The sequence below is a fragment of the Pseudomonas sp. NPDC087346 genome, assembly GCF_044744235.1.
GTDB lineage: Bacteria > Pseudomonadota > Gammaproteobacteria > Pseudomonadales > Pseudomonadaceae > Aquipseudomonas.
The window spans coordinates 78,429-99,000 of the sequence record NZ_JBIUXX010000017.1 but is presented as its reverse complement, the minus strand read 5'-3'; the positions used below and the strand labels follow the sequence as shown (position 1 = coordinate 99,000).

The 20,572-nt window shown below is 59.6% G+C and carries 20 protein-coding genes and 1 pseudogene; 12 read left to right on the top strand and 9 right to left on the bottom strand.

The annotated features are described in order from the left end of the window. Positions 1 to 20 precede the first annotated feature (20 nt). Positions 21 to 1,214 (bottom strand): 4-hydroxybenzoate 3-monooxygenase, encoded by a 1,194-nt coding sequence (gene pobA, locus ACIOZM_RS13140; RefSeq protein WP_401214221.1) that lies wholly within the window; start codon positions 1,212 to 1,214, stop codon positions 21 to 23. Between the two features lie 178 nt (positions 1,215 to 1,392). Here pobA and ACIOZM_RS13135 point away from each other — a divergent pair, with 178 nt between their 5' ends. Next, positions 1,393 to 2,277, top strand: coding sequence for a helix-turn-helix domain-containing protein (locus tag ACIOZM_RS13135; protein ID WP_401214219.1), 885 nt, complete (start codon positions 1,393 to 1,395; stop codon positions 2,275 to 2,277). 133 nt (positions 2,278 to 2,410) lie between these two features. On the opposite strand, the gene ACIOZM_RS13130 is transcribed toward ACIOZM_RS13135, so the two are convergent. After that, positions 2,411 to 2,587 (bottom strand): hypothetical protein, encoded by a 177-nt coding sequence (locus tag ACIOZM_RS13130; RefSeq protein WP_008085463.1) that lies wholly within the window; start codon positions 2,585 to 2,587, stop codon positions 2,411 to 2,413. Between the two features lie 131 nt (positions 2,588 to 2,718). Further along, positions 2,719 to 3,624, bottom strand: a complete 906-nt coding sequence (locus ACIOZM_RS13125) for a LysR family transcriptional regulator (RefSeq protein WP_401214217.1) — start codon at positions 3,622 to 3,624, stop codon at positions 2,719 to 2,721. A gap of 118 nt (positions 3,625 to 3,742) precedes the next feature. Between ACIOZM_RS13125 and ACIOZM_RS13120 the strand changes: the two genes are divergently transcribed. Both ACIOZM_RS13120 and ACIOZM_RS13115 read left to right on the top strand, forming a co-directional pair. After that, positions 3,743 to 4,621: an MBL fold metallo-hydrolase gene (locus ACIOZM_RS13120; RefSeq protein WP_401214214.1), complete on the top strand. Its 879-nt coding sequence runs from the start codon at positions 3,743 to 3,745 to the stop codon at positions 4,619 to 4,621. Between the two features lie 240 nt (positions 4,622 to 4,861). After that, the gene (locus ACIOZM_RS13115) at positions 4,862 to 5,476 is read left to right on the top strand and encodes an NAD(P)-dependent oxidoreductase (protein WP_401214211.1); all 615 of its coding nucleotides are present in this window, start codon (positions 4,862 to 4,864) and stop codon (positions 5,474 to 5,476) included. Positions 5,477 to 5,598: 122 nt separating this feature from the next. On the opposite strand, the gene ACIOZM_RS13110 is transcribed toward ACIOZM_RS13115, so the two are convergent. Then, on the bottom strand, positions 5,599 to 6,480 hold the full coding sequence (locus ACIOZM_RS13110; RefSeq protein ID WP_401214208.1) for a LysR substrate-binding domain-containing protein: 882 nt from the start codon (positions 6,478 to 6,480) through the stop codon (positions 5,599 to 5,601). A gap of 228 nt (positions 6,481 to 6,708) precedes the next feature. Here ACIOZM_RS13110 and ACIOZM_RS13105 point away from each other — a divergent pair, with 228 nt between their 5' ends. The 6 genes from ACIOZM_RS13105 to ACIOZM_RS13080 all read left to right on the top strand — a co-directional run bounded on the left by ACIOZM_RS13105 (position 6,709) and on the right by ACIOZM_RS13080 (position 14,131). After that, positions 6,709 to 8,346 carry a 5-guanidino-2-oxopentanoate decarboxylase gene (locus ACIOZM_RS13105; protein ID WP_401214207.1) on the top strand — a complete coding sequence of 546 codons (1,638 nt, stop codon included), beginning with the start codon at positions 6,709 to 6,711 and terminating at the stop codon, positions 8,344 to 8,346. Next, complete coding sequence (locus ACIOZM_RS13100) at positions 8,343 to 9,794, top strand: aldehyde dehydrogenase family protein (protein WP_401214205.1); 1,452 nt, start codon at positions 8,343 to 8,345, stop codon at positions 9,792 to 9,794. The genes ACIOZM_RS13105 and ACIOZM_RS13100 overlap by 4 nt, the downstream gene beginning before the upstream one ends. A 217-nt stretch (positions 9,795 to 10,011) precedes the next feature. Continuing rightward, complete coding sequence (locus tag ACIOZM_RS13095; protein ID WP_401214203.1) at positions 10,012 to 11,115, top strand: ABC transporter substrate-binding protein; 1,104 nt, start codon at positions 10,012 to 10,014, stop codon at positions 11,113 to 11,115. Positions 11,116 to 11,306: 191 nt separating this feature from the next. Next, positions 11,307 to 12,215: an ABC transporter permease gene (locus ACIOZM_RS13090; RefSeq protein WP_401214201.1), complete on the top strand. Its 909-nt coding sequence runs from the start codon at positions 11,307 to 11,309 to the stop codon at positions 12,213 to 12,215. Next, complete coding sequence (locus ACIOZM_RS13085) at positions 12,212 to 13,060, top strand: ABC transporter permease (RefSeq protein WP_401214199.1); 849 nt, start codon at positions 12,212 to 12,214, stop codon at positions 13,058 to 13,060. Before ACIOZM_RS13090 ends, ACIOZM_RS13085 begins: the two co-directional genes overlap by 4 nt. A gap of 15 nt (positions 13,061 to 13,075) precedes the next feature. Then, positions 13,076 to 14,131, top strand: coding sequence for an ABC transporter ATP-binding protein (locus ACIOZM_RS13080; RefSeq protein ID WP_401214197.1), 1,056 nt, complete (start codon positions 13,076 to 13,078; stop codon positions 14,129 to 14,131). A gap of 149 nt (positions 14,132 to 14,280) precedes the next feature. Here ACIOZM_RS13080 and cmrA read toward each other — a convergent pair. Together cmrA and ACIOZM_RS13070 are read right to left on the bottom strand one after the other, a co-directional pair. Then, a pseudogene (cmrA, locus tag ACIOZM_RS13075) lies at positions 14,281 to 14,526 on the bottom strand (AraC family transcriptional regulator CmrA); the annotation flags it as partial. Between the two features lie 233 nt (positions 14,527 to 14,759). Continuing rightward, on the bottom strand, positions 14,760 to 15,689 hold the full coding sequence (locus ACIOZM_RS13070; RefSeq protein ID WP_401214194.1) for an AraC family transcriptional regulator N-terminal domain-containing protein: 930 nt from the start codon (positions 15,687 to 15,689) through the stop codon (positions 14,760 to 14,762). 380 nt (positions 15,690 to 16,069) lie between these two features. Here ACIOZM_RS13070 and ACIOZM_RS13065 point away from each other — a divergent pair, with 380 nt between their 5' ends. Further along, positions 16,070 to 16,423, top strand: coding sequence for an antibiotic biosynthesis monooxygenase family protein (locus tag ACIOZM_RS13065; protein ID WP_401214191.1), 354 nt, complete (start codon positions 16,070 to 16,072; stop codon positions 16,421 to 16,423). A 43-nt stretch (positions 16,424 to 16,466) separates the two neighbouring features. After that, positions 16,467 to 16,709, top strand: coding sequence for a hypothetical protein (locus ACIOZM_RS13060; protein ID WP_401214189.1), 243 nt, complete (start codon positions 16,467 to 16,469; stop codon positions 16,707 to 16,709). On the opposite strand, the gene ACIOZM_RS13055 is transcribed toward ACIOZM_RS13060, so the two are convergent. Continuing rightward, a complete protein-coding gene (locus ACIOZM_RS13055; RefSeq protein ID WP_401214187.1) occupies positions 16,710 to 17,339 on the bottom strand; it encodes a flavin reductase family protein in 630 nt (209 codons plus the stop codon). Positions 17,340 to 17,496: 157 nt separating this feature from the next. Beyond that, positions 17,497 to 17,730 (bottom strand): hypothetical protein, encoded by a 234-nt coding sequence (locus ACIOZM_RS13050; RefSeq protein ID WP_401214184.1) that lies wholly within the window; start codon positions 17,728 to 17,730, stop codon positions 17,497 to 17,499. Between the two features lie 341 nt (positions 17,731 to 18,071). Between ACIOZM_RS13050 and ACIOZM_RS13045 the strand changes: the two genes are divergently transcribed. Beyond that, a complete protein-coding gene (locus ACIOZM_RS13045) occupies positions 18,072 to 18,827 on the top strand; it encodes a hypothetical protein (protein WP_401214181.1) in 756 nt (251 codons plus the stop codon). A gap of 148 nt (positions 18,828 to 18,975) precedes the next feature. On the opposite strand, the gene ACIOZM_RS13040 is transcribed toward ACIOZM_RS13045, so the two are convergent. After that, positions 18,976 to 20,295, bottom strand: coding sequence for an MFS transporter (locus ACIOZM_RS13040; RefSeq protein WP_401214178.1), 1,320 nt, complete (start codon positions 20,293 to 20,295; stop codon positions 18,976 to 18,978). Positions 20,296 to 20,572 lie beyond the last annotated feature (277 nt).

The following is a 20,572-nucleotide window of genomic DNA, read 5'->3' as shown; positions in this document are numbered from 1 at the left end:
CAGTGTAAGTCGGTAGCAAGCTATTCGATAGCCTCGTACGGAAGTCCGACGTAATTTTCTGCAATGGTTTTTCTGCCGGCCTCCGAGCTGACGAAGTAGTCGAGTTCCGATGCACTGATGCGCTGGCTGAAATCATCATGCTCGTCAAAGCGATGCAGCATCGAGGTCATCCACCAGGAAAACCGTTCAGCCTTCCACACCCGGCGCAGGCAGATCTCCGAGTATTTCTCCAGCAGGTCAGTGCGGCCTTCGCGGTAAACCTTCAGCAGAATATTGAACAGCGTACTGACATCACTGGCCGCCAGATTCAGGCCCTTGGCGCCGGTGGGCGGGACGATGTGCGCGGCGTCGCCGACCAGAAACATCCGCCCGTACTGCATTGGCTCGACAACGAAGCTGCGCAACGGCGCGATGCTTTTTTCAATCGACGGACCGGTCACTAGTTTCGCCGCGAGGTCGGTAGGAAGGCGGCTTTTCAGCTCATCCCAGAAGCGCTGATCGCTCCAGTCATCAAGGTTTTCCTCGACCGGCACTTGCAGGTAATAACGCGTACGAGTCGCCGAACGCATGCTGCACAGGGCGAAACCACGTGGGTGGCGGGCGTAGACCAATTCGTCATGGACGGGTGGGGTGTCGGCCAGAATCCCCAGCCAGCCGAACGGATAAACTCGCTCGAAGACTTTCAGGCAGTCCTCGGGAATCGACTGGCGAGCGACGCCGTGGAAACCGTCGCAACCGGCGATGTAATCGCAATCGACGCGCCAGGTTTCACCGTCCTTTTCGAAGGTGACAAAGGCTTCGTCGCTTTTCATGCCGTGGGGAACGACATTGCCCACCTCATAAAACGACAACGCCCCGGCCTCCCGACGAGCGGCCATCAAGTCGCGGGTGACCTCGGTCTGGCCGTAGATCATCACGGTTTTGCCGCCGGTCAGCGCGTGCAGGTCGATGTGTACCTGACGTCCGTCGAGTGCCAGGTCGAAGCCGCCGTGCACCAGACCTTCGGCGTCCATGCGTGCACCCACGCCAGCCTGGCGCAACAGCTCTACCATGCCTTGTTCAAGCACGCCGGCGCGAATTCGCCCGAGTACATAATCGGGTGTCTGGCGTTCGAGGATGAGGGTGTCGATGCCGGCGTTGTGCAGCAGTTGGCCGAGCAACAAACCGGACGGACCGGCGCCGATGATGGCGACTTGGGTTTTCAGCGTTTTCATTGTTTTTATGACTCGCAAGCTTCACGCGGTGGATGCCGGTGAATGATTTTTATGGATCGAGTGCTTGCATTTTTCCCTTGCGGGTCTGTCAATTGAAGGTGAAAACTGAGCCGATACCTGTACATTCTGCCAATCGGGGCGATTATCGCCCGAAAACCTCGAGGCCTGGATTGAAGTGATGAACAACCCTGACCTGCCTTCGATTCCAGTGTTCAAGCTCTACGGTGAAAGCCTGGACTGGCCGACCCCCGACTTGCTGCACTGCGAAACCATCTCCAAACGCAGCCGCGAACATCAATGGGAAATCAAACCTCACCGCCACGCCGATTTGTGCCAGCTGCTCTTCGTCTTCAAAGGTCAGGCAGAGCTTGAAATCGAAGGTCAGCGCACGCAGTTGAACACCCCGGCCATCCAGATCCTGCCGCCGCTGTCGGTGCATGGATTTCGTTTTTCCGAGGACGTCGAAGGATTCGTCGTGACCCTCGCCACCCCGCTGATCAACCATCTGCAAGCGCAACTGGGCGACGCGGTACACGCCTTGGCGCAAACCGAGAATTACCCGGCGGGCAAGGACGGCGATTACCTCAACAGTCTGTTTTGCGCGTTGCAGGCCGAGTACAACGGCCACGAACCCGCGCGGGAAATGCTCATGCATTCGTTGGTCAGCGTGATCATGGTCTGGGTCAGCCGTCAGGCGATTCAGCGCCATAGCGCCAACCAACGTCCGCAACGGGCGCGGGAATACCTCAACGGTTTCATTCAACTGGTGGAAGAGACTTACCGACAGCACGTCAAGGTCGAGGATCTGGCGCATCGACTGGGGATTTCGGTGTCGCACCTCAACGGCACGTGCCGGGAACTGGCGGGACAACCGGCGTTGCAGATCATGCATGAGCGGCAGTTGCTGGAAGCCAAGCGCTTGCTGACATACACCAGCATGACCATTTACGAGATGTCGGATGTGTTGGGGTTTTCCGATCCGACCAACTTCACGCGCCTGTTTCGACGTCGGGTGGGGATCTCGCCGAAGGCGTTTCGCGATCGGCTGAAGGCTGAGCAGTAACCTCAAAACCGCTGCGAAAACCTGTGGGAGCTGGCTTGCCAGCGATAGCGGTGGTTCAGTCACCTTAAATGCTGAATGTCAGACTGCAATCGCTGGCAAGCCAGCTCCCACAGGTTATGTGTCAGCCTCAAGGTCAGCGCAATGCGTTCAGCGTAGCGTTGTGCGGGATGCAGCGCTCAAAGTTGCAACTGGCGTATTCGCGGGGCAGTTGTCGCAACTGCTCGACCCGCCAGGCCGCAGTGCCGTACAGCGCCAGGGTGGCGGCGCAGGTGATGAAAATCGCGAAGTACCTTCTTGTTTTGATGTTCATGGCGTTGACCTCTGAACGGATACCCTTGGGTATTACTTTCAGCATAGGTCAGCGGCAGGGACTTGCCAGCGTCACGATTTGCGCTTTTGTCGCGACATTCAGATCGGTGATGGTTTGAAAGATCCGGGCTTTTAGAGACCCACATCCCAAGCCGGGTTTTCCGGAAACCGCAGCACCAGGAAATCCAGCATGCTGCGCAGCGCGGCCGGCATGTGTTTGCGTGAGGCGTAGACCGCATAGATGTTCATCTGCCGCGGCTCGGCATCAGGTAATAAACGCACCAGTTCACCGCTGTGAATGTGCACCCCGGCCTGATAGGTCGGCAGCATCGCCACCCCCGCGCCGGCCAGGGTCGCGCGCAATAGAGTGCTCGCCTCGTTGGCGCTGATGTTGCCCTGCACCGGCACCGAAACCGGCTCGCCGTCCTCTTCGAAATGCCACAGGCTCTTGCCGAAATAGGAATGGGTCAGGCAGTTGTGCCGGCTCAGTTCCTCGACCCGTTTTGGCGCCGGATGCTCATGCAGATAGGCCGGAGCGGCGCAAACCACCGAGCGGCAAACTGTCAGGCGTCGGGCGATCAGGTTCGGGTCGAGATCGTTGCTGGTGCGAATCGCCAGGTCGATGCGCTCGTCCACCAGATTCACTGTGCGGTCGAGCATTTGCAGATCGATGCTGACCCCGGGATAGCGCTTCACATACGCCGCCATCGCATCGGCCAGTTGCGCCTGACCGAACGAGGTGCTGACGCTGATTCGCAGCAGTCCACGTGGCGCATCGTGCGGCTCGCTGACTGCGGCTTGCATGTCCCCGGACAATTCCAGCATCTGCCGGCAGCGCGGGAGGATTTCGCTGCCGGCGGCGGTCAGGCTCAATTTGCGCGTGGTGCGGTGCATCAGGCGTGCGCCGACCCAGTCCTCCAGTTCCGCCAGATAGCGCGAAACCACTGGCCGTGACAGCTCCAGATGATCGGCCGCCGCCGACTGGCTGCCCAGATCCACCACTGTCACAAACACCCGCATTGCCTGGAGACGATCCATGATTTGCCCGCTTTCAGAAACAAACTATGTTCAAGCATCGCATTTTTTGTACTGAGTTTGGCAACTAAGCTCTGTCCCATCGCCGAACACGGCAAGCAGACAGACAATGGAGCAACAGATGATCGGTTCCACTACCCTCAAGCGCGTTTTGCTGGCAACCGCCACCTTCGGCTTCGCGGCCCACGCGGCTGCCACCAACCTGACCCTCGACGTTTACAACCCGGGCACCCAGGCGATTTTCCCGGTGACCTCGGTACTGGTCAGCGGCGAGAAAGACGCGATTCTGGTCGACGCACAATTCGGCAAATCCCAGGCCGAACAGGTGGTGGAAAAGATCCGCGCCAGCGGCAAGCAACTGACCACTATCTACATCAGCCACGGTGACCCGGACTACTACTTCGGCCTCGACACCCTGACTAAGGCCTTCCCCTACGCCAAAGTGCTGGCTTCGCAACCGACCGTAGATCACATCAAGAAAACCGTCGACGGCAAACTGGCGTTCTGGGGCCCGAAAATGGGTGCCGACGTACCAGCCAAAACCATCGTGCCGGGCGTGCTCAAGGGCGACAGCCTGATGCTTGAAGGGCAGAAGTTGCAGGTGGTCGGGCTTCAAGGCAAACAGCCGGATCGCAGCTTTGTGTGGATTCCGTCGCTCAAGGCTGTGGTTGGCGGTGTAGTGGTCGCTGAAAACATTCATGTGTGGATGGCTGATACCCAGAGTGCGCAATCCCACGCCGACTGGCTGCAAACCCTGCAATCGATTGAAACCCTGAAACCGAAAACCGTAATCCCCGGTCACTACCTCGGTGACAGCGCTCGCTCGCTGGCCGCCGTGCAATTCACCGCCGGCTACATTAAGGCTTTCGACGAAGAAACCGCCAAGGCCAAGGATTCCGCTGCACTGATCGCCGCAATGAAAAAGCGCTACCCGACACTGGGCGAGGAAAGCTCGCTGGAATTGAGCGCGAAAGTCGCCAAGGGCGAGATGCAGTGGTAAGCCGCTTCACCTGAAGATTGAGGATGGCTTTTGTGGTGAGGGGATTTATCCCCGATGGAGTGCGAGGCGCTCCCCTGCGTTCATCATCGTACCGCATTCGCAGGATTTACGACTGCTGCGCAGCCGAACGGGGATAAATCCCCTCGCCACAGGAATCCCCTCAAAGTAGGCAATGTTTCATAGAAGTAGATCTATCAGATCATCGAGTTTCAGACACACTCAAGCCAACTGGAGAACGTCATGAGCAAGATCGCAATCATTGGTGCCACCGGTCGTGCCGGTAGCCAACTGCTGGAAGAGGCACTGCGTCGCGGCCATAGCGTTACGGCCATCGCCCGTGACACATCGAAGATCGGCGCTCGGGCCGGTGTGGTCAGCAAGAATGTCGATGTGCTGGACTCGGCTGCACTGAAAGATGCCGTCGCCGGTCACGATGTGGTGATCAGCGCTGCGCATTTCGCCACGGTTCCGGCCAGTGCTGTGGTCGGGCCGGTGAAGCAGGCCGGGGTCAAGCGTCTGCTGGTGGTCGGTGGTGCCGGTTCGTTGTTGTTGCCGGACGGCACACGAGTGATCGACAGCGCCGGTTTCCCCGCCGAATACAAAGCTGAAGCCAGCGCTGGTGCGGCTTTCCTTGATGCCTTGCGTCAGGAGCAGGAACTGGACTGGACGTTTGTGTCGCCATCGGCGGAATTTGTCGAGGGTGAGCGCACGGGTAAATTCCGTATCGGCAAAGATGATTTGCTGGTGAGTGCCGAGGGCCGTAGCTGGATTACTTTTGCCGATTACGCGATTGCGCTGATCGACGAAGTGGAAACGCCGAAGCATTCGCGCCAGCGCTTTGCTGTGGGTTACTAACCCGCAACACCGTTCAACTGTAGGAGCGAGCCTGCTCGCGAAAGCGGTATGTCATTCAACATCACTGCTGAATGAGCGACGGTATTCGCGAGCAGGCTCGCTCCCACATTAAAGCTGCAGCGTCAGCGGGTATGTGCCTGTTCGACCAACCAGCCGATCAGCTCCCGCAATCCCGCCGACGGTTCCGGTTTATGCGGATACACCACGTAATAAGCCAGCCCGGTCTTCACCTTCAGATCGAACGGCATCACCAGCCTGCCAGCGCGCAGGTCATCGCCGATCAGCGACCAATCGCCAATCGCCACCCCCGTCCCATGGGACGCCATCGACATCGCCTGATCCAGCGTCTCGAAATGCTGGCCGCTGCTGATGTTTTTCAAACGCAGGTTCGCCGCCTTCAACCACACCGCCCAATCCTGATCGTTGTGCGTCGGATGCAGCAGCAGATGTTGTTGCAGATCGGTCGGCACCTTGAGGTCCAGTGAGCCGCTGAGCAGTGACGGCGAGCAGACCGGCGTCAGTTGTTCATCGAACAGGTGCAGGGCCGACGGCGAATGTTCCGGCGGTGTGCAATAGACGACGGCCGCATCGAATTGCTCACGCTGAAAATCCACGCCGTGCTGGAGCGAGGCGGTCAGTTTGACCGGCACGTCCGGGCGTTCCTTTTGCCACTGCAACAGGCGTGGCAACAACCAGCGCATCACACAACTTGGCGCCTTCAGCACCAAGGTATCGCGCTGTTCGCCGATCTGCTCAACGGCCTCGCCGATCAGCCCGAAAACCTGTTCTACGCGCGGCAGCCATTGATGGCCCTCGGCGGTCAGTTCCAGACCTCGGGCCAGACGAATGAACAGCGGATAACCCAGATGATCTTCCAGCCCGGCAATCTGCCGGCTGACCGCGCCTTGGGTGATGTGCAACTGCTCGGCGGCCCGGGTGAAGTTGCAGCACTGCGCGGTAATCAGAAACGTGTGCAGCGCGGGCAGGGGAGGCAGTCGTTTCATGGAGATCCAAGGTATGACGTGAGGACATGGCTAGTATGACTTTTTATCCATTGTTGCGGCTACTCGCCGCCCGTTCAATTGAGCACAAATACGCCCCCTGTAGGAGTGAGCCTGCTCGCGATGACCGTCTCCGATTCAATATTGATATTGGCTGACACAACGCTATCGCGAGCAGGCTCACTCCTACAAAGGCCCGGCGTCTCAAATCGAACAAGAAGGGCAAACAACATGGCGACGTGTGGCGAAGTACTGGTCAAGTTACTCGAAGGTTACGGCGTCGAGCAGGTGTTCGGCATTCCCGGTGTGCACACCGTCGAGTTGTATCGCGGGCTGGCCCGGTCGAGCATCAATCACGTCACTCCGCGCCACGAGCAGGGCGCCGGTTTCATGGCTGACGGCTATGCACGCACCAGCGGCAAACCGGGTGTGTGCTTCATCATTACCGGCCCGGGCATGACCAACATCACCACGGCGATGGGCCAGGCTTACGCCGATTCGATCCCGATGCTGGTGATCTCCAGCGTGCAGTCGCGCAGTCAGTTGGGTGGCGGTCGCGGCAAGCTCCACGAACTGCCGAACCAAGGCGCGCTGGTCGCGGGTGTCGCGGCGTTCTCTCATACGCTGATGTCTGCGGCTGAGCTGCCAGGTGTGCTGGCTCGCGCATTCGCGTTGTTCCAGGCTGGCCGTCCGCGCCCGGTGCACATCGAGATTCCATTGGACGTGCTGGTCGAAGACGCCGATGCGCTGCTCGCCAGCGTCCCGGTCCATATCGACCGCGCCGGTGCCGCACCGGGTGCTGTGAACCGCATGGCTGAATTGCTGGCCGGCGCCAAACGTCCGCTGATTCTTGCCGGTGGGGGTGCCATCGATGCCGCTGTCGAACTGACCGAGCTGGCCGAACTGCTTGATGCCCCGGTCGCGTTGACCATCAATGCCAAAGGCATGCTGCCGTCCAGCCATCCGCTGCTGATTGGTTCGACACAAAGTCTGGTGGCGACTCGTGCACTGGTGGCTGATGCCGACGTGGTACTGGCAATCGGCACCGAACTGGCCGAGACCGACTACGACGTGACCTTCGCCGGCGGCTTCGAGATTCCCGGTGCACTGCTGCGGATCGATATCGACCCGGATCAAACCGTGCGCAACTACCCGCCGCAAGTGGCGCTGGTGGCCGATTCACGCAACGCCGCGCAAGCGCTGCTCAGTGCGTTGTCGCACCAATCGCTGGCCGAGCGCCGCAACGATTGGGGCCAAGTGCGCGCCGCGCGTCTGCGTGACGATCTGGCCGCGACCTGGGATGCACCGACGCTGGCGCAGACACGGTTCCTCGAAACCGTTCTGCACGAGTTGCCGGACGCAGTGTTCGTCGGCGACTCCACACAGCCGGTGTACACCGGCAACCTCACGTTCAACCCGGAACAGCCGCGTCGCTGGTTTAACTCATCCACCGGTTACGGCACCCTCGGTTATGCGTTGCCGGCAGCGATTGGTGCATGGCTCGGCGGGACTGCTGCGGACGGTGCGCGCCCGCCAGTGGTGTGTCTGATTGGCGATGGCGGTCTGCAATTCACCTTGCCGGAACTAGCTAGCGCGGTTGAAGCGCGGGTGCCGGTGATCGTCCTGTTGTGGAATAACCAGGGCTACGAAGAAATCAAGAAATACATGGTCAACCGCGCCATCGAGCCGGTGGGCGTCGACATCTATACCCCGGATTTCATCGGGGTCGCCAAGGCTCTGGGTTGCGCCGCCGAAGCCATCAATTCGGTCGAGCAACTGCGTGCAGCCCTGCGTTGCGCGACGGATCGTCAGGGCCCGACCCTGATTGAAATCGACCAGACCCAATGGATGAAGGCGGTGGCCAAATGATCAACTTCCCAACCACGCTCGATGGCTTGTACATCGATGGCCAATGGTCCGCCGGCCACGAACATTTGCGGGTGATCAACCCGGCCACCGAAGCACTGCTGACCACGGTCAATGGCGGTGACGAGCGTGCAGTCGATCAAGCAGTAATGGCGGCCACGGCAGCGTTCAGCGAATGGTCGAAAACCTCCGGTGCCGAGCGCGGCGCGATCCTGCGCAACATCGCCAATGGCGTGCGCAATGGCCGCGACCACTTGATGAATCTGCAGTCGAGCAACAACGGCAAACCGCAGTTCGAAGCGGCCATCGACGTCGATGACGTGATCGCCACTTTCGAGTATTACGCCGAACTTGCCGAAGGCCTCGATGCGAAGCAGGACAGCAACGTGCCGCTGCCGAGCGATGATTTCAGCGCGCGTCTGCGTCGTGAACCGTGCGGTGTGGTCGGGCTGATCGTGCCGTGGAATTTCCCGATGGTCACCACCGCGTGGAAACTCGCGCCGGCCCTCGCTGCCGGTTGCTGCGTGGTGCTCAAACCGTCGGAAGTCACGCCGCTGCCGGAGCTGGAACTGGCGGCAATCATCGCCGAATCCGGTTTGCCCAATGGGGTTTTCAACCTGGTCTGCGGCACCGGTCTGGCAGTCGGCGCGCCGCTGTCGGCAGATCCGCGCATCGCCAAGATTTCCTTCACTGGCAGTAACGCGGTCGGCGTGCAGGTGATGCAACGCGCCGCCGAAACGGTGAAAGGCGTGAGCCTGGAACTGGGCGGTAAATCCTCGCTGCTGGTACTCGCCGATGCCGACATCGAACTGGCGGTAGAACTGGCCTGTGGCGGCGGATTCTTCAATGCCGGGCAGATGTGCTCGGCCACCAGCCGGGTGCTGGTCGCCGATGAAGTGGCGGATGAGTTTCTCGCCAAATTGAAGACGCGTGCCGAAGCGATTCGCGTCGCCGAACCGTTCGATGCGGACGTGGAGATGGGCGCACTGGTCAATCAGGCGCAATACCAGCGCGTGCTCGGTCACATCGACCGCGGTTTGAGTGCCGGCGCCAGGCTGATCTGTGGCGGCAATCGTCCTGCGCATCTGCCGCGCGGCTATTTTTTGCAGCCGACAATCTTCACCGACGTGCCCCTCGACAGTGCGCTGTGGTGTGAAGAGATTTTTGGCCCGGTGATTTGCGTGCGCAGTTTTGCTTCCGAAGCCGAGGCGATTGCCTTGGCCAACGACAGTCAGTTCGGTCTGGTGGCAAGTGTGCTCACGCGTAACACCGCGACCGCAGATCGGGTCGCCAATGCCTTGCAGGCGGGGCTGGTGTGGCTTAACGCACCCCAGGTGATTTTCCCGCAGACCGCATGGGGCGGTTACAAACAGAGCAGCATCGGCCGCGAACTGGGGCCGTGGGGCCTGGCGGCGTTTCAGGAAATCAAACACGTGATCCGGGCGCTCTGAAGGCCCGAAAAAGGTCAGCGCATGCCTCGCAATGAGGCATGCGTCGGCGTCATGGCTTCAATGAGTTTTTATCGATAGTCAGGTGTTTTGCACGACCTCAGGATGAACCCGTCAGCAGCGCTACAGCCCTTGTATCTCGGGGCTTGTAGCAAGGCAGGCTGCGCGGATGCAACGGTTGCGACCGGTCTCATACTTAAAACAACAATGGGAGTCCTTCATGGGCGAGCACGATCTGAACAGGCGTCAATTCATCAAGACCGTCGGCGTGGCCTCGGTGGCTGCGGCGGCGCTGAGCATGCCCTTCATCCGGGCCAGTGCCAGCGACACACGTTTTGCCGGCAAGACCCTGCGCCTGTTGACCTGGTCCGACGACACCGGCCTGGCCGCCCTGCGCAACATTGCCGCAACCTTCGAAGCCAAGACCGGCGCCAAAGTGATTGCCGACCGTACCGGCAGCACCTCGGAAATGGTCGCCAAACTCAAGGCCGGTGGTGACCGTCCGCAATACGACATCATCACCCTCGCCGGCGTTGGCGCCGAAGGTCTGGCCGCCGCCGGGCTGCTGGAAAAACCCGACCTCAACCGCATTCCCAATCTGGTCGATGTGCCGGAAAAATACCGCACCGGCGCGAATGACCACGGCATCGGTTACCTGTTGTGGTGCAACAGTCTGGTCTACAGCACTCGTACCCAGAAAGAGGCGCCAACCAGTTACGCCGCGCTGTGGGATGCCGATCTGGCACCGAACATTTTCCTGCCGCCGCCGAACTGGACCGAAGCGATGGACCTGATCATCATCGCCGCGAAACTCGCCGGTGGTGACGAACACAACATCGAACCGGGCTTCAAGAAACTCGCTGAACTGAAGGATCGCGTGGTGACTCTGGGCGAAAACCCGAACCAGATCGCCGAACTGTTCCGTACCGGTTCGCTGGACATGGGCGGCCTGTATGCCCCGGCATTTTTCCCCAAGCAGATCCGCGATCCGAACTACGGCCTCGGCGCCACGTTTGGCATGAAGGAAGGTTTCTACACCGACTTGATGCTCTCGGTGATGCCGAAGAATCGGCCGGGCGATACCGATCTGGCGTATGCCTTCATCGACCACTCTCTGGACCCGCTGGTGCAGGGCAAGATGGCTGAAGACATCTACAACGGCCCGGTCAACGCCAAGGCGATCATCTCCGCCGAAGCGCGCAAAAGCCCGTTCATCCTCACGCCAGAGCAGATTGCCGAGAAGGCGATCATGCACGACAACGCCTTCCTGGCCACCGTGCATGACCAATGGATTCGTCGTTATACGGAAATCTTTTCTTCCTGACCGAGAGTCGGACACAACCCTTGCGAACCCTGCAAAAACCTGTGGGAGCGGGCTTGCCCGCGATGACGGCTTACCTGTTGAAGATGTTTTGACTGATAGCACGCTATCGCGGGCAAGCCCGCTCCCACAGGGGGCAAGGTGATTCGGGAAGTTGTGTTTGTCAGTTGCTTTCCATTGACGAGATCATTGCTATGGAACATCAATCCCTGAGCCAACCGGTCGGCGCACCTGATGTGCGGGCACCGCGTGGCATTTCGCCGACCGCCCGGGCGTGGCTTTTTCTCACGCCGTCGATGCTGTTTCTCGGCGTGCTGATCGCCGCCAGCCTGCTGGTGTTGCGCATGAGCGTTGGCACCAAGGGCGCGGAGTGGACCGGGTTCAGCCTTGCCAGCTACGCGCAACTGCTTGAGCCCTATTACCTGAAATCCTTGCTGCTGACTCTGCGTCTGGCACTGATCAGCGCGCTGATCGCCGTGGTCCTGGCAATTCCGGTGGCGTACACCATGTCACGGCTGACCTCGCCATTCGTGCGACGAATTTTCCTCGCGGCGGTGTTGCTGCCGTTGCTGGTCAATCTGTTGCTGCAAAGTTATGGCTGGCTGGTGATCCTCGGCCCTGGCGGCATGCTCAACCAGACCCTCATGGGGCTCGGGCTGATCAAGCGCCCGATCATGTTGCTGTACAACCAGAACGGCGTGTTGATGGGGCTGGTGCAAACCGCTTTCCCGCTGGCCGTGCTGCCGATTGCCAGCGCCATGCGCGGTGTCGCGCGCAGTTACGAAGAGGCCGCCGCGACCCTCGGCGCCAGCCGTTTCCAGGTGTTTCGCCAAGTGGTGTTACCGATGAGTCTGCCGGGAATCATCACCGGTGCGACGCTGGTCTTCGCCTACAACGCCAGCAGTTTTGTCGTGCCGTTGTTGCTCGGTGGCCGTCGTGTGCCGATGCTCGCCGTGATGGTTCACGACCAGATCGCGCCGTTGATGAATTGGCCTGCCGCATCCGCCGCCGGGGTGGTGTTGATCATTACCACGCTGGCGATCATGACCCTGTCTGAATACTTCACCGGCCGTCGTCGGCGGGTGCTGGAGGCTTCGCAATGAGTGCCCTGATCAAGAAGCGTCAGTCGCTGTTGCCCGGCGACACCGGCAAGTTCGCCGGGATTTTGTCCGGGTTCATTTTGCTGCTGGCGGTGTTGCCGATCCTGACCATGATCGTGATGTCGTTCAGCGGTGCGTCGAACCTCGACTTTCCGCCGAGCAGCTACAGCCTGCAATGGTACAAAGCCGCCTGGCGCACCTTTGCGTCGCCGGATGCGAGCGATGTGCTGAGCCTCGGCCAGGCCATGAGCACCAGCCTGTTGGTGGCGTGTCTGACCATGATTTTCGCCACGCTGATCGCGGTGCCGGCCGCCTATGCGCTGACGCGCTGTGAATTTCGCGGCAAGGCTGTGGCGATGCAGTTGATGTCGCTGCCGCTGGTGTTTCCGATGGTGGTGCTGGGGCTGGCGTTGCTGCTGGTGTTCGACAGCCTGCCGTTTCACATGACCACTTCGCGGCTGGTGATTGCCCACGTGATTCTGGCGTTGCCGTTTGTGGTGAAAAACTGCACCGCAGCGATGCTGTCCATCGGCACTGAAGTCGAGGAGGCCGCACAAATGCTCGGCGCTTCGCCGCTGCGGGCGATTGTCGATGTGGTGGTGCCGTTGATGAAGTCGGGGATTCTGGCGGGCATGCTCCTGGCGTTCATCGTCTCGTTCAACGAATTCACCGTGACCTATTTCCTCTACACCATCGATGTCATGACCGTGCCGATCTGGATGTACAGCCGCACCGTGTCATCGCTCGACCCCACCGTGTTCTCGTTTGCCGTGCTGATCGTGCTGATCGACTTCGTCCTGATCTGGGCGCTGGAGAAGCTGGTGGGCGAGGGCGGCGTTTCCTTCTGATTTGAGGTGCACTTCATGACTGGTCTGATTCTGGAAAACGTCGAGAAATTCTACGGCTCGGCTTGCGCGGTAAAAGACGTCAACCTGCATTTGCCGGAAGGCAAACTGGTGTGTTTCCTCGGCCCGTCGGGCTGCGGCAAAACCACGTTGCTGCGGATGATCGCCGGGCTCGAAACCCTGACCGGCGGCGAAATCCGCCTCGACGGCGAAGACATTGGCAACACCCCGGCGCACCTGCGCAATTTCGGCATGGTGTTTCAATCACTGGCGCTGTTTCCGCACATGACCGTGGGCGAGAACATCGCCTATCCGCTGAAGCTGCGCGGCGTGAGCAAGGCTGCTCAGCAGGCGCGAGTGGTGGAGTTGCTGGAACTGATCCAGTTACAGGAAATGATTGATCGCCCGGTGGCAAAACTCTCCGGCGGCCAGCGTCAGCGCGTGGCGATTGCCCGGGCCATCGCCTCGCACCCGAAAATCCTCTTGCTCGACGAACCGCTGTCGGCGCTGGACGCCAAGTTGCGCGAGTCGATGCAGGTGGAAATCCGCCAGTTGCAACAACGCCTGAACATCACCACGATCATGGTCACCCACGACCAGCGCGAGGCGATGACCATGGCCGACATCGTCGTGGTGCTGGGTGAGCATCGGGTGCAGCAGATCGGTACGCCGATTGAAATCTATCGCCATCCGGCCAATGAGTTTGTCGCTGACTTTATCGGTTCGGGCAACATCTTCCCGGCCACTGCCCTGGGCGATGGCAAGGTCGGTTTGCCGGGCGGCGAGGCGCTGCAAGTGCCGATCTGCAGCAGCGTCGTGGTCGGGCAGAAAGTGAAAATGCTGATTCGTCCGGAAGACCTGCAACTGTCGCCAGCTCAGGCTACGGCGGGTAATCGTCTGCTGGGCAAGGTTACGTTTGTGCGCGATATCGGCGCGACTATCGAGACCACGGTTGAGTGTTCCGGGGTGACGTTTACGGCGTTGAGCACGCCGTGTCAGGGCTTTGGACTGGAAATCGGGCATCCGGTGTCGGTGACATTGCCGGCGGAGGCGTGTCGGGTGTTGGCGGCCTGATCAGGACTCGGTGTTGGCTCTGCTGGCCTCATCGCCAGCAGGCTGGCTCCCACAGGTTTTGTGGTGAGCAGAAGAATTCTGTACACCACTGAGCACTGTGGGAGCTAGCCTGCTAGCGATGGCGGCGGTGAAATCATACAAAGTGCGGATCAGACCGACAGACGCAACCGCGCCAGATCCCGCAATGGCGGCGCGCCAAACAGTCGGCTGTACTCGCGGCTGAACTGCGACGGACTTTCATACCCCACCCGATACCCCGCCGCCGACGCTTCCAGCCCTTCGGCCAGCATCAGTCGTCGCGCCTCTTGCAGGCGTAACTGCTTCTGATATTGCAGCGGACTCATCGCGGTCATTGCCTTGAAGCGGTGATGCAGCGTCGAGACGCTGAGGTTCACTTCCTTCAGGGCTTTGGACTGGATATCGGGCATCCGGTGTCGGTGACGTTGCCGGCGGAGGCGTGTCGGGTGTTGGCGGCCTGATCCGGACTCGGTGTTGGCTCTGCTGGCCTCATCGCCAGCAGGCTGGCTCCCACAGGTTTTGTGGTGAACAGAAGAATTTTGAACACCACTGAGCACTGTGGGAGCTAGCCTGCTAGCGATGGCGGCGGTGAAATCATACAAAGTATGGTTCAGACCGACAGACGCAACCGCGCCAGATCCCGCAATGGCGGCGCGCCAAACAGTCGGCTGTACTCGCGGCTGAACTGCGACGGACTTTCATACCCCACCCGATACCCCGCCGCCGACGCTTCCAGCCCTTCGGCCAGCATCAGTCGTCGCGCCTCTTGCAGGCGTAACTGCTTCTGATATTGCAGCGGGCTCATCGCGGTCATTGCCTTGAAGCGGTGATGCAGCGTCGAGACGCTGAGGTTCACTTCCTTCGCCAGATCATCGATGCGCAACGGTTGCTCGAAGTTGCCGTTGAGCCATTTGATCGCCTGGCTGATGCGGTGGCTCTGGCTGTTGGCAATCGCGATTTCGTACAACCGATGGCCCTGCGGGCTGCGCAGCAGGCGATAGAGAATCTCCCGGCGAATCAGCGGCGCGAGCATGGCGATGTCTTTCGGCGCATCAAGCAAACGTGCCAGACGCAACACGGCGTCGAGCATCGCGCTGTCGATCTTTTCGACATACAAGCCGCGTCCGGTCGGGCGCGTCGGTACGCCCATCGGCCCTGCATCGGCAATCAGTGCGGTGATTTCTGCCGGATCGATATCCAGCCGCACCGCGAGGATTGGATTTTCTGGCGAAACATTGACCACGCGTCCGCTCAACGGCATCGAGACCGAGACCACCAGGTAATTCAGCGGATCGTAATTGAAGAACTCATCGGCCAGCCGTACCTCTTTGCGACCCTGCGCCATGATGCACAGCGCCGGTTGCGCGAGCACCGGGGCGAAGTCGTGGGATTGCGAGTGGCGCGACATGACCAGCGAACCGACGGCTGTGGCATAACTGCCATCTTCGGCCGTGTTGCGGCGGATGATCGCCGCCAGTTCTGCACGCTGCTTTTCCATGTCGGCGTCAGGCGGGGCTTGAAAACGATCGAATGACGTCATGCACGGCATCCTCGGCAAGGGATGTGGAATGGAGCAAAGCATATGTTTGTGCAAGCGCGAGCGGTAGACACATCCTGCGAAATGCTTGCCTGATTCTGCATCGGGTTATCCATGTTGCCGCCCATGTAGCGGGTGCGACCCAGACCTGCAGGAGCTGTCGAAGGCTGCGATCTTTTGATTTTTGTTTATAAGATCAAAAGATCGCAGCCTTCGGCAGCTCCTGCAGGGAACATGTTGTTTCTGGTGCTGACGTGAGTTTCGCAGGATTGTGCAACGCGACGGCAGGAATCGACTAACGGCAGCCGACGCCCGGCCCTTAATCTTGGACCCTGTCGCAGCCCGTCCCCCGGCTGCAACGCGACTCCCTGGGAGGGTTGAACATGTCGAAGCAGATTCCCGTCAGTCATATGGCCTTCGTTCGAGCGCGCGCCGGGCGTTCGGCGGAACTCGGTGTACGCCTGAGCGCGTTGATCGAACCATCCCGCGCCGCGCCCGGTTGCCTGAGCTTTGCCTTGCAGCATTCGCAATGTGATACCGAGTTGTGGCTGGTCTCCGGTTTCTGGAGCAACCAGCAAGCGATGACCGCTTACTTCAACAGTCCGTCGATGCAGATTTTTTCCGAGCTGGTGCAAGACCTGGTGGTCAACAGCCTGGATTTTCACACCTTCAAGGATGTCTCGGCGGCGCAGGCGCTCGGGCAATGTTCGGCGCCGATACACAAACTCGCCGGTTGAGAGTTTAATGGCCAGCTTATTTGACTGAGCCGGGACCTGCGACATGGCACGTAAAGAGTTCGAACACTTCGAAGCGGTTTCCGCTGTAGTCCCCGTCGAGCTGGGTGGCAACAAGGGCTATCACGCCGCAATTGCCGTCAAAGCCCTGGTCGATGGCGGTGCGCCACGCTTTCACAAACTGCTCAAAGAGCAGGTTTTCCCCGGCGCGATTGCCGCCGATGACGCCGCCACCCAAGAGCTGGATCGCCTCAAAGGCGTCACTGATGACGCCGAGTTGATCTGGTAATTATTTGCCGGCGCCCGGGCGCCACATCTTGAACAGGGCTTCTGGCCCCAGCTGGAAATAGTCTGCTGGTCCGCCGCCGCGCAGAATCGGTTCTGCTGCGGCGGTGTCGTAGATCCCGTCCTTCAACAGCCATTTGGCGATATGCACGGCGACCACTTCGCCGAGAATCAGCCAGCTCGGCACCGTCTCGCCATCCGCTCGTTGCAACTGAATGATCTGCGTGACCTTGCACTCGAAGGACACCGGGCTTTCGGCGACTCGCGGCACCGAAATTACCTTCGACGCTACCGTCGTCAGGCCTGCCAGTTCGAACTCGTTGACCTCAGGTGCGACCATCGCGCAGCTCTGGTTCATCTGTTCGGCCAACGGGCGGGTGGCGAGGTTCCAGGCGAACTCGCCGGTCTGTTCGATGTTGTTCAGGCTGTCTTTGCGGCCGACGCTGGAGAAACCGATGATCGGCGGAATGTAGTTGAACGCGTTGAAGAAGCTATAGGGCGCCAGATTGAGATGACCTTCGCTGTTCTGCGAAGAAATCCAGCCGATAGGGCGCGGGCCGACGATGGCGTTGAACGGATCGTGGGGCAGACCGTGGCCGTTGGCGGGTTCGTAGAAATGGATGTCATCGGGCATGGTGGGCGTTCCTGGAAGGCGTTCGTGGATAAGCAATAGTGCAGAGGCGCGCCACGTATTTCCAGTCCGACGCAGATTGTGTGGTGATCATGATTTTGTCATCCCCCAGAAATGACTAAGCCCGGCCGAGGCCGGGCTGTGGAACAACTGCGGAGTATCAGCTGATGGCCGCAGCGGTGCCGGTTTTATCAAAACCATCGGCAGCGATAGCGGCGGCAGTGCCGGTTTTATCGAAGCCGTCAGCGGCGTAGGTGCCGGACTGCACGTGTTCAACCGAGGCGCTGGCGCCGGAGATGAATTCGGCGGATTTGGTACGGTCTCCGCCGTCGGCAGCAAAAGTGTTGGCAGCCAGTACAGACAGGGTCAGGGCAAGGATCAGTTGGGTTTTCATCTTCGTTACTCCAGGGTCGTTGGCGATGTGTTTCGCATGGGTTTAATGCTACGCCAACTAAATTGATTAAAAAGCGTAAATTAATGCTAAAAACTATCGATTAACTAGATGTTAAGAGCGGCGCATTTAATCGCATTCACGGAGGAGGGCGAACGTCGCGCAGGTAATCGATCAGGTGAGTGCAGGATGCGGGGCGAGCATTAATGGGGGATTAATCGCTGTTTTGGCGTGTGTGACAGATTTTTCATACATTGCCGACCGGTTTTTCACTCGCGCAGCGCCAGTCTGCCCACGGCCAGAAAACCAAGAACCGGCCGTCACACACTGGAGCTTTACCTGCAATGAATAAACTGCCTCAAATCACCCTGGCTTTCTGGGTCATGAAAATCTGCGCGACGACCCTCGGGGAGACCGCCGGGGATTTGCTGTCGATGACCCTGAATGTCGGTTACGCCATCAGCTCGCTGATTCTGATCAGCGTGTTCGTACTGACACTGATCACCCAATTGATGGCGAAAACCTACAAGCCGTTGCTGTACTGGATCGTGATTCTGTCCACCAGCACCGCCGGCACTACCATGTCCGACTTCATGGATCGCACGCTCGGTCTGGGCTATGCCACCGGGTCGATGATCCTGATCGCGATTCTGCTGGCGATCTTCGCGGCCTGGCGCCTGAGCGGTGATTCGCTCAACGTCACCAAGGTGCAGAGCTTTCGCGGCGAGATGTTCTACTGGATGGCGATTCTTTTCTCCAACACCCTGGGCACCGCGCTCGGTGATTACCTGGCCGACGATTCGGGGCTGGGTTTTGCCGGTGGCGCGGTGCTGATCGGCTCGACCATTGGTGTGGTGGTGCTGCTCAAATACTTCACGAAGATTTCGTCAGTGGTGCTGTTCTGGGTGGCGTTCGTGCTGACCCGGCCGTTTGGCGCGACCTTGGGTGACTTGATGACCAAATCCCACGAAAAGGGCGGTCTGGATTTCGGCACGATTGGTTCGTCGGCGGTGCTGGCGGGGATTCTGCTGGTGATGATCGCCGGGGCTGCGTATGCGCAGAAGCGTTATGGCAAGCCACAGGTTGCCGGGTTGACCTGAAACCGAGTCGTGGCATTCGCGAACAAGCTCGCTCCCACAGGGTCAGGCGGTAAACACAGAATTTGTGAACACCGCCAATCATTGTGGGAGCTGACTTGCCAGCGATGAGGCCATCGCAGCCACCTTTGCAGTGGCTGCGCACACCCGATCAGTCAGTCACGATACGCGAATGTTTCTGGGTGTCTTTCATGGTCACGTACACCAGCAGCGACACCGCGATGCACGCGGTCACGTACCAGTAGTAACCGGTTTCCATGCCGATGCTCTTGAACCACAGCGCGATGTATTCGGCGGTGCCGCCGAAGATCGATACGGTCAGTGCATACGGCAGGCCGACGCCCAGTGCGCGGATTTCGGTCGGGAACAGCTCGGCCTTCACCACGGCGTTGATCGAGGTGTAACCGCTGACGATGATCAGTGCTGCCATGATCAGGAAGAACGCGCCCCACCAGGTCTGGATGGTGTGCAGGGTCATCAGGATCGGCACGGTGAAGATCGTTCCCAGCACGCCGAAGGCGATCAGGATCGGACGACGACCGATCTTGTCCGACAGACCACCGATGATCGGTTGCAGGCACATGAACAGGAACAGTGTGGCGGCAGAAATGGTGGTGGAGTCGGAGATGCTCATGCCGACGGTGTTCACCAGGTATTTCTGCATGTAGGTGGTGTAGGTGTAGAACGCCAGCGTACCGCCCATGGTCAGGCCGACCACGGTCAGCAGTTCCTTTGGATGGCGCATCAAGGTGCGCATGGCGCTTTCCTTGGATTTCTCTTTCTTGGTGAACGACTCGGTCTCTTCCATGCCGCGACGCAGGTACAGCGCAACCACTGCACACAGCGCGCCGATGGCGAACGGGATACGCCAGCCCCACGCGTACAGCTGCTCGGTGGTCAGGGTCTGTTGCAGCACGATCAGCACGCCCAGCGCGATGAGCTGGCCGGAGATCAGCGTTACGTACTGGAAGCTGGAGAAGAAGCCGCGACGTTCCTTGGTCGCCATCTCGGACAGGTAAGTCGCCGAGGTGCCGTATTCGCCGCCGACCGACAGGCCTTGCAGCAGACGGGCGAAGATCAGCAGGATCGGTGCGCCGATGCCGATGGTTTCGTAGTTCGGGCTGAGGGCGATCAGCAGCGAGCCGAAGCACATCAGGTAGACCGAGGCCATCAAGGCTTTCTTGCGACCGACCTTGTCGGCGTAGAGGCCCATTAGCCAGCCACCAATAGGACGCATCAGGAAGCCCACGGCGAAAATCGCGGCGGTGTTCATCAGTTGCGCAGTGGAGGAACCGGCAGGGAAAAAGGACTTGGCGAAGTACAGCGAGAAGGCGGCGTAGACGTACCAGTCGTACCACTCGACCATGTTGCCGACCGAACCGCTGAAGATCGATTTGATTCGGCTTGCGGTGGTTCTTTCTTTGACCGGCACGGCAGCCGACCCAAGAGGCAGGGTGTTGGAGTTATCCATTGAAGGATCCTTCGTTTAATTGTTTTTGTGGAGCGCGTTGAAACGCAGCCTGCTGGAGCTATAGCAGGAGCTGTGCCAACGGGGAGAGGGGCGGTTTAGAGGGGGTTGCGGGAATGGGTGGGCGGAAATCCGCTTAAGTCTGGCTGGTGATGAGCGGAAAATTGCTCATTCAGAGTGATGGATCATTGTTGCCTGTGCCGGCCTCTTCGCGGGCAAGCCACGCTCCCACAGGTTTTTCGGGTGATCACAAAATCTGTGTTCAGCACAAAAACCATGT

Excerpts from the sequence above, each read along its gene's own strand:
- pobA (WP_401214221.1), bottom strand. The coding sequence starts at position 1,214 with ATGAAAACGCTGAAAACCCAAGTCGCCATCATCGGCGCCGGTCCGTCC.
- ACIOZM_RS13135 (WP_401214219.1), top strand. The coding sequence starts at position 1,393 with ATGAACAACCCTGACCTGCCTTCGATTCCAGTGTTCAAGCTCTACGGT.
- ACIOZM_RS13130 (WP_008085463.1), bottom strand. The coding sequence starts at position 2,587 with ATGAACATCAAAACAAGAAGGTACTTCGCGATTTTCATCACCTGCGCC.
- ACIOZM_RS13125 (WP_401214217.1), bottom strand. The coding sequence starts at position 3,624 with ATGGATCGTCTCCAGGCAATGCGGGTGTTTGTGACAGTGGTGGATCTG.
- ACIOZM_RS13120 (WP_401214214.1), top strand. The coding sequence starts at position 3,743 with ATGATCGGTTCCACTACCCTCAAGCGCGTTTTGCTGGCAACCGCCACC.
- ACIOZM_RS13115 (WP_401214211.1), top strand. The coding sequence starts at position 4,862 with ATGAGCAAGATCGCAATCATTGGTGCCACCGGTCGTGCCGGTAGCCAA.
- ACIOZM_RS13110 (WP_401214208.1), bottom strand. The coding sequence starts at position 6,480 with ATGAAACGACTGCCTCCCCTGCCCGCGCTGCACACGTTTCTGATTACC.
- ACIOZM_RS13105 (WP_401214207.1), top strand. The coding sequence starts at position 6,709 with ATGGCGACGTGTGGCGAAGTACTGGTCAAGTTACTCGAAGGTTACGGC.
- ACIOZM_RS13100 (WP_401214205.1), top strand. The coding sequence starts at position 8,343 with ATGATCAACTTCCCAACCACGCTCGATGGCTTGTACATCGATGGCCAA.
- ACIOZM_RS13095 (WP_401214203.1), top strand. The coding sequence starts at position 10,012 with ATGGGCGAGCACGATCTGAACAGGCGTCAATTCATCAAGACCGTCGGC.
- ACIOZM_RS13090 (WP_401214201.1), top strand. The coding sequence starts at position 11,307 with ATGGAACATCAATCCCTGAGCCAACCGGTCGGCGCACCTGATGTGCGG.
- ACIOZM_RS13085 (WP_401214199.1), top strand. The coding sequence starts at position 12,212 with ATGAGTGCCCTGATCAAGAAGCGTCAGTCGCTGTTGCCCGGCGACACC.
- ACIOZM_RS13080 (WP_401214197.1), top strand. The coding sequence starts at position 13,076 with ATGACTGGTCTGATTCTGGAAAACGTCGAGAAATTCTACGGCTCGGCT.
- ACIOZM_RS13070 (WP_401214194.1), bottom strand. The coding sequence starts at position 15,689 with ATGACGTCATTCGATCGTTTTCAAGCCCCGCCTGACGCCGACATGGAA.
- ACIOZM_RS13065 (WP_401214191.1), top strand. The coding sequence starts at position 16,070 with ATGTCGAAGCAGATTCCCGTCAGTCATATGGCCTTCGTTCGAGCGCGC.
- ACIOZM_RS13060 (WP_401214189.1), top strand. The coding sequence starts at position 16,467 with ATGGCACGTAAAGAGTTCGAACACTTCGAAGCGGTTTCCGCTGTAGTC.
- ACIOZM_RS13055 (WP_401214187.1), bottom strand. The coding sequence starts at position 17,339 with ATGCCCGATGACATCCATTTCTACGAACCCGCCAACGGCCACGGTCTG.
- ACIOZM_RS13050 (WP_401214184.1), bottom strand. The coding sequence starts at position 17,730 with ATGAAAACCCAACTGATCCTTGCCCTGACCCTGTCTGTACTGGCTGCC.
- ACIOZM_RS13045 (WP_401214181.1), top strand. The coding sequence starts at position 18,072 with ATGAATAAACTGCCTCAAATCACCCTGGCTTTCTGGGTCATGAAAATC.
- ACIOZM_RS13040 (WP_401214178.1), bottom strand. The coding sequence starts at position 20,295 with ATGGATAACTCCAACACCCTGCCTCTTGGGTCGGCTGCCGTGCCGGTC.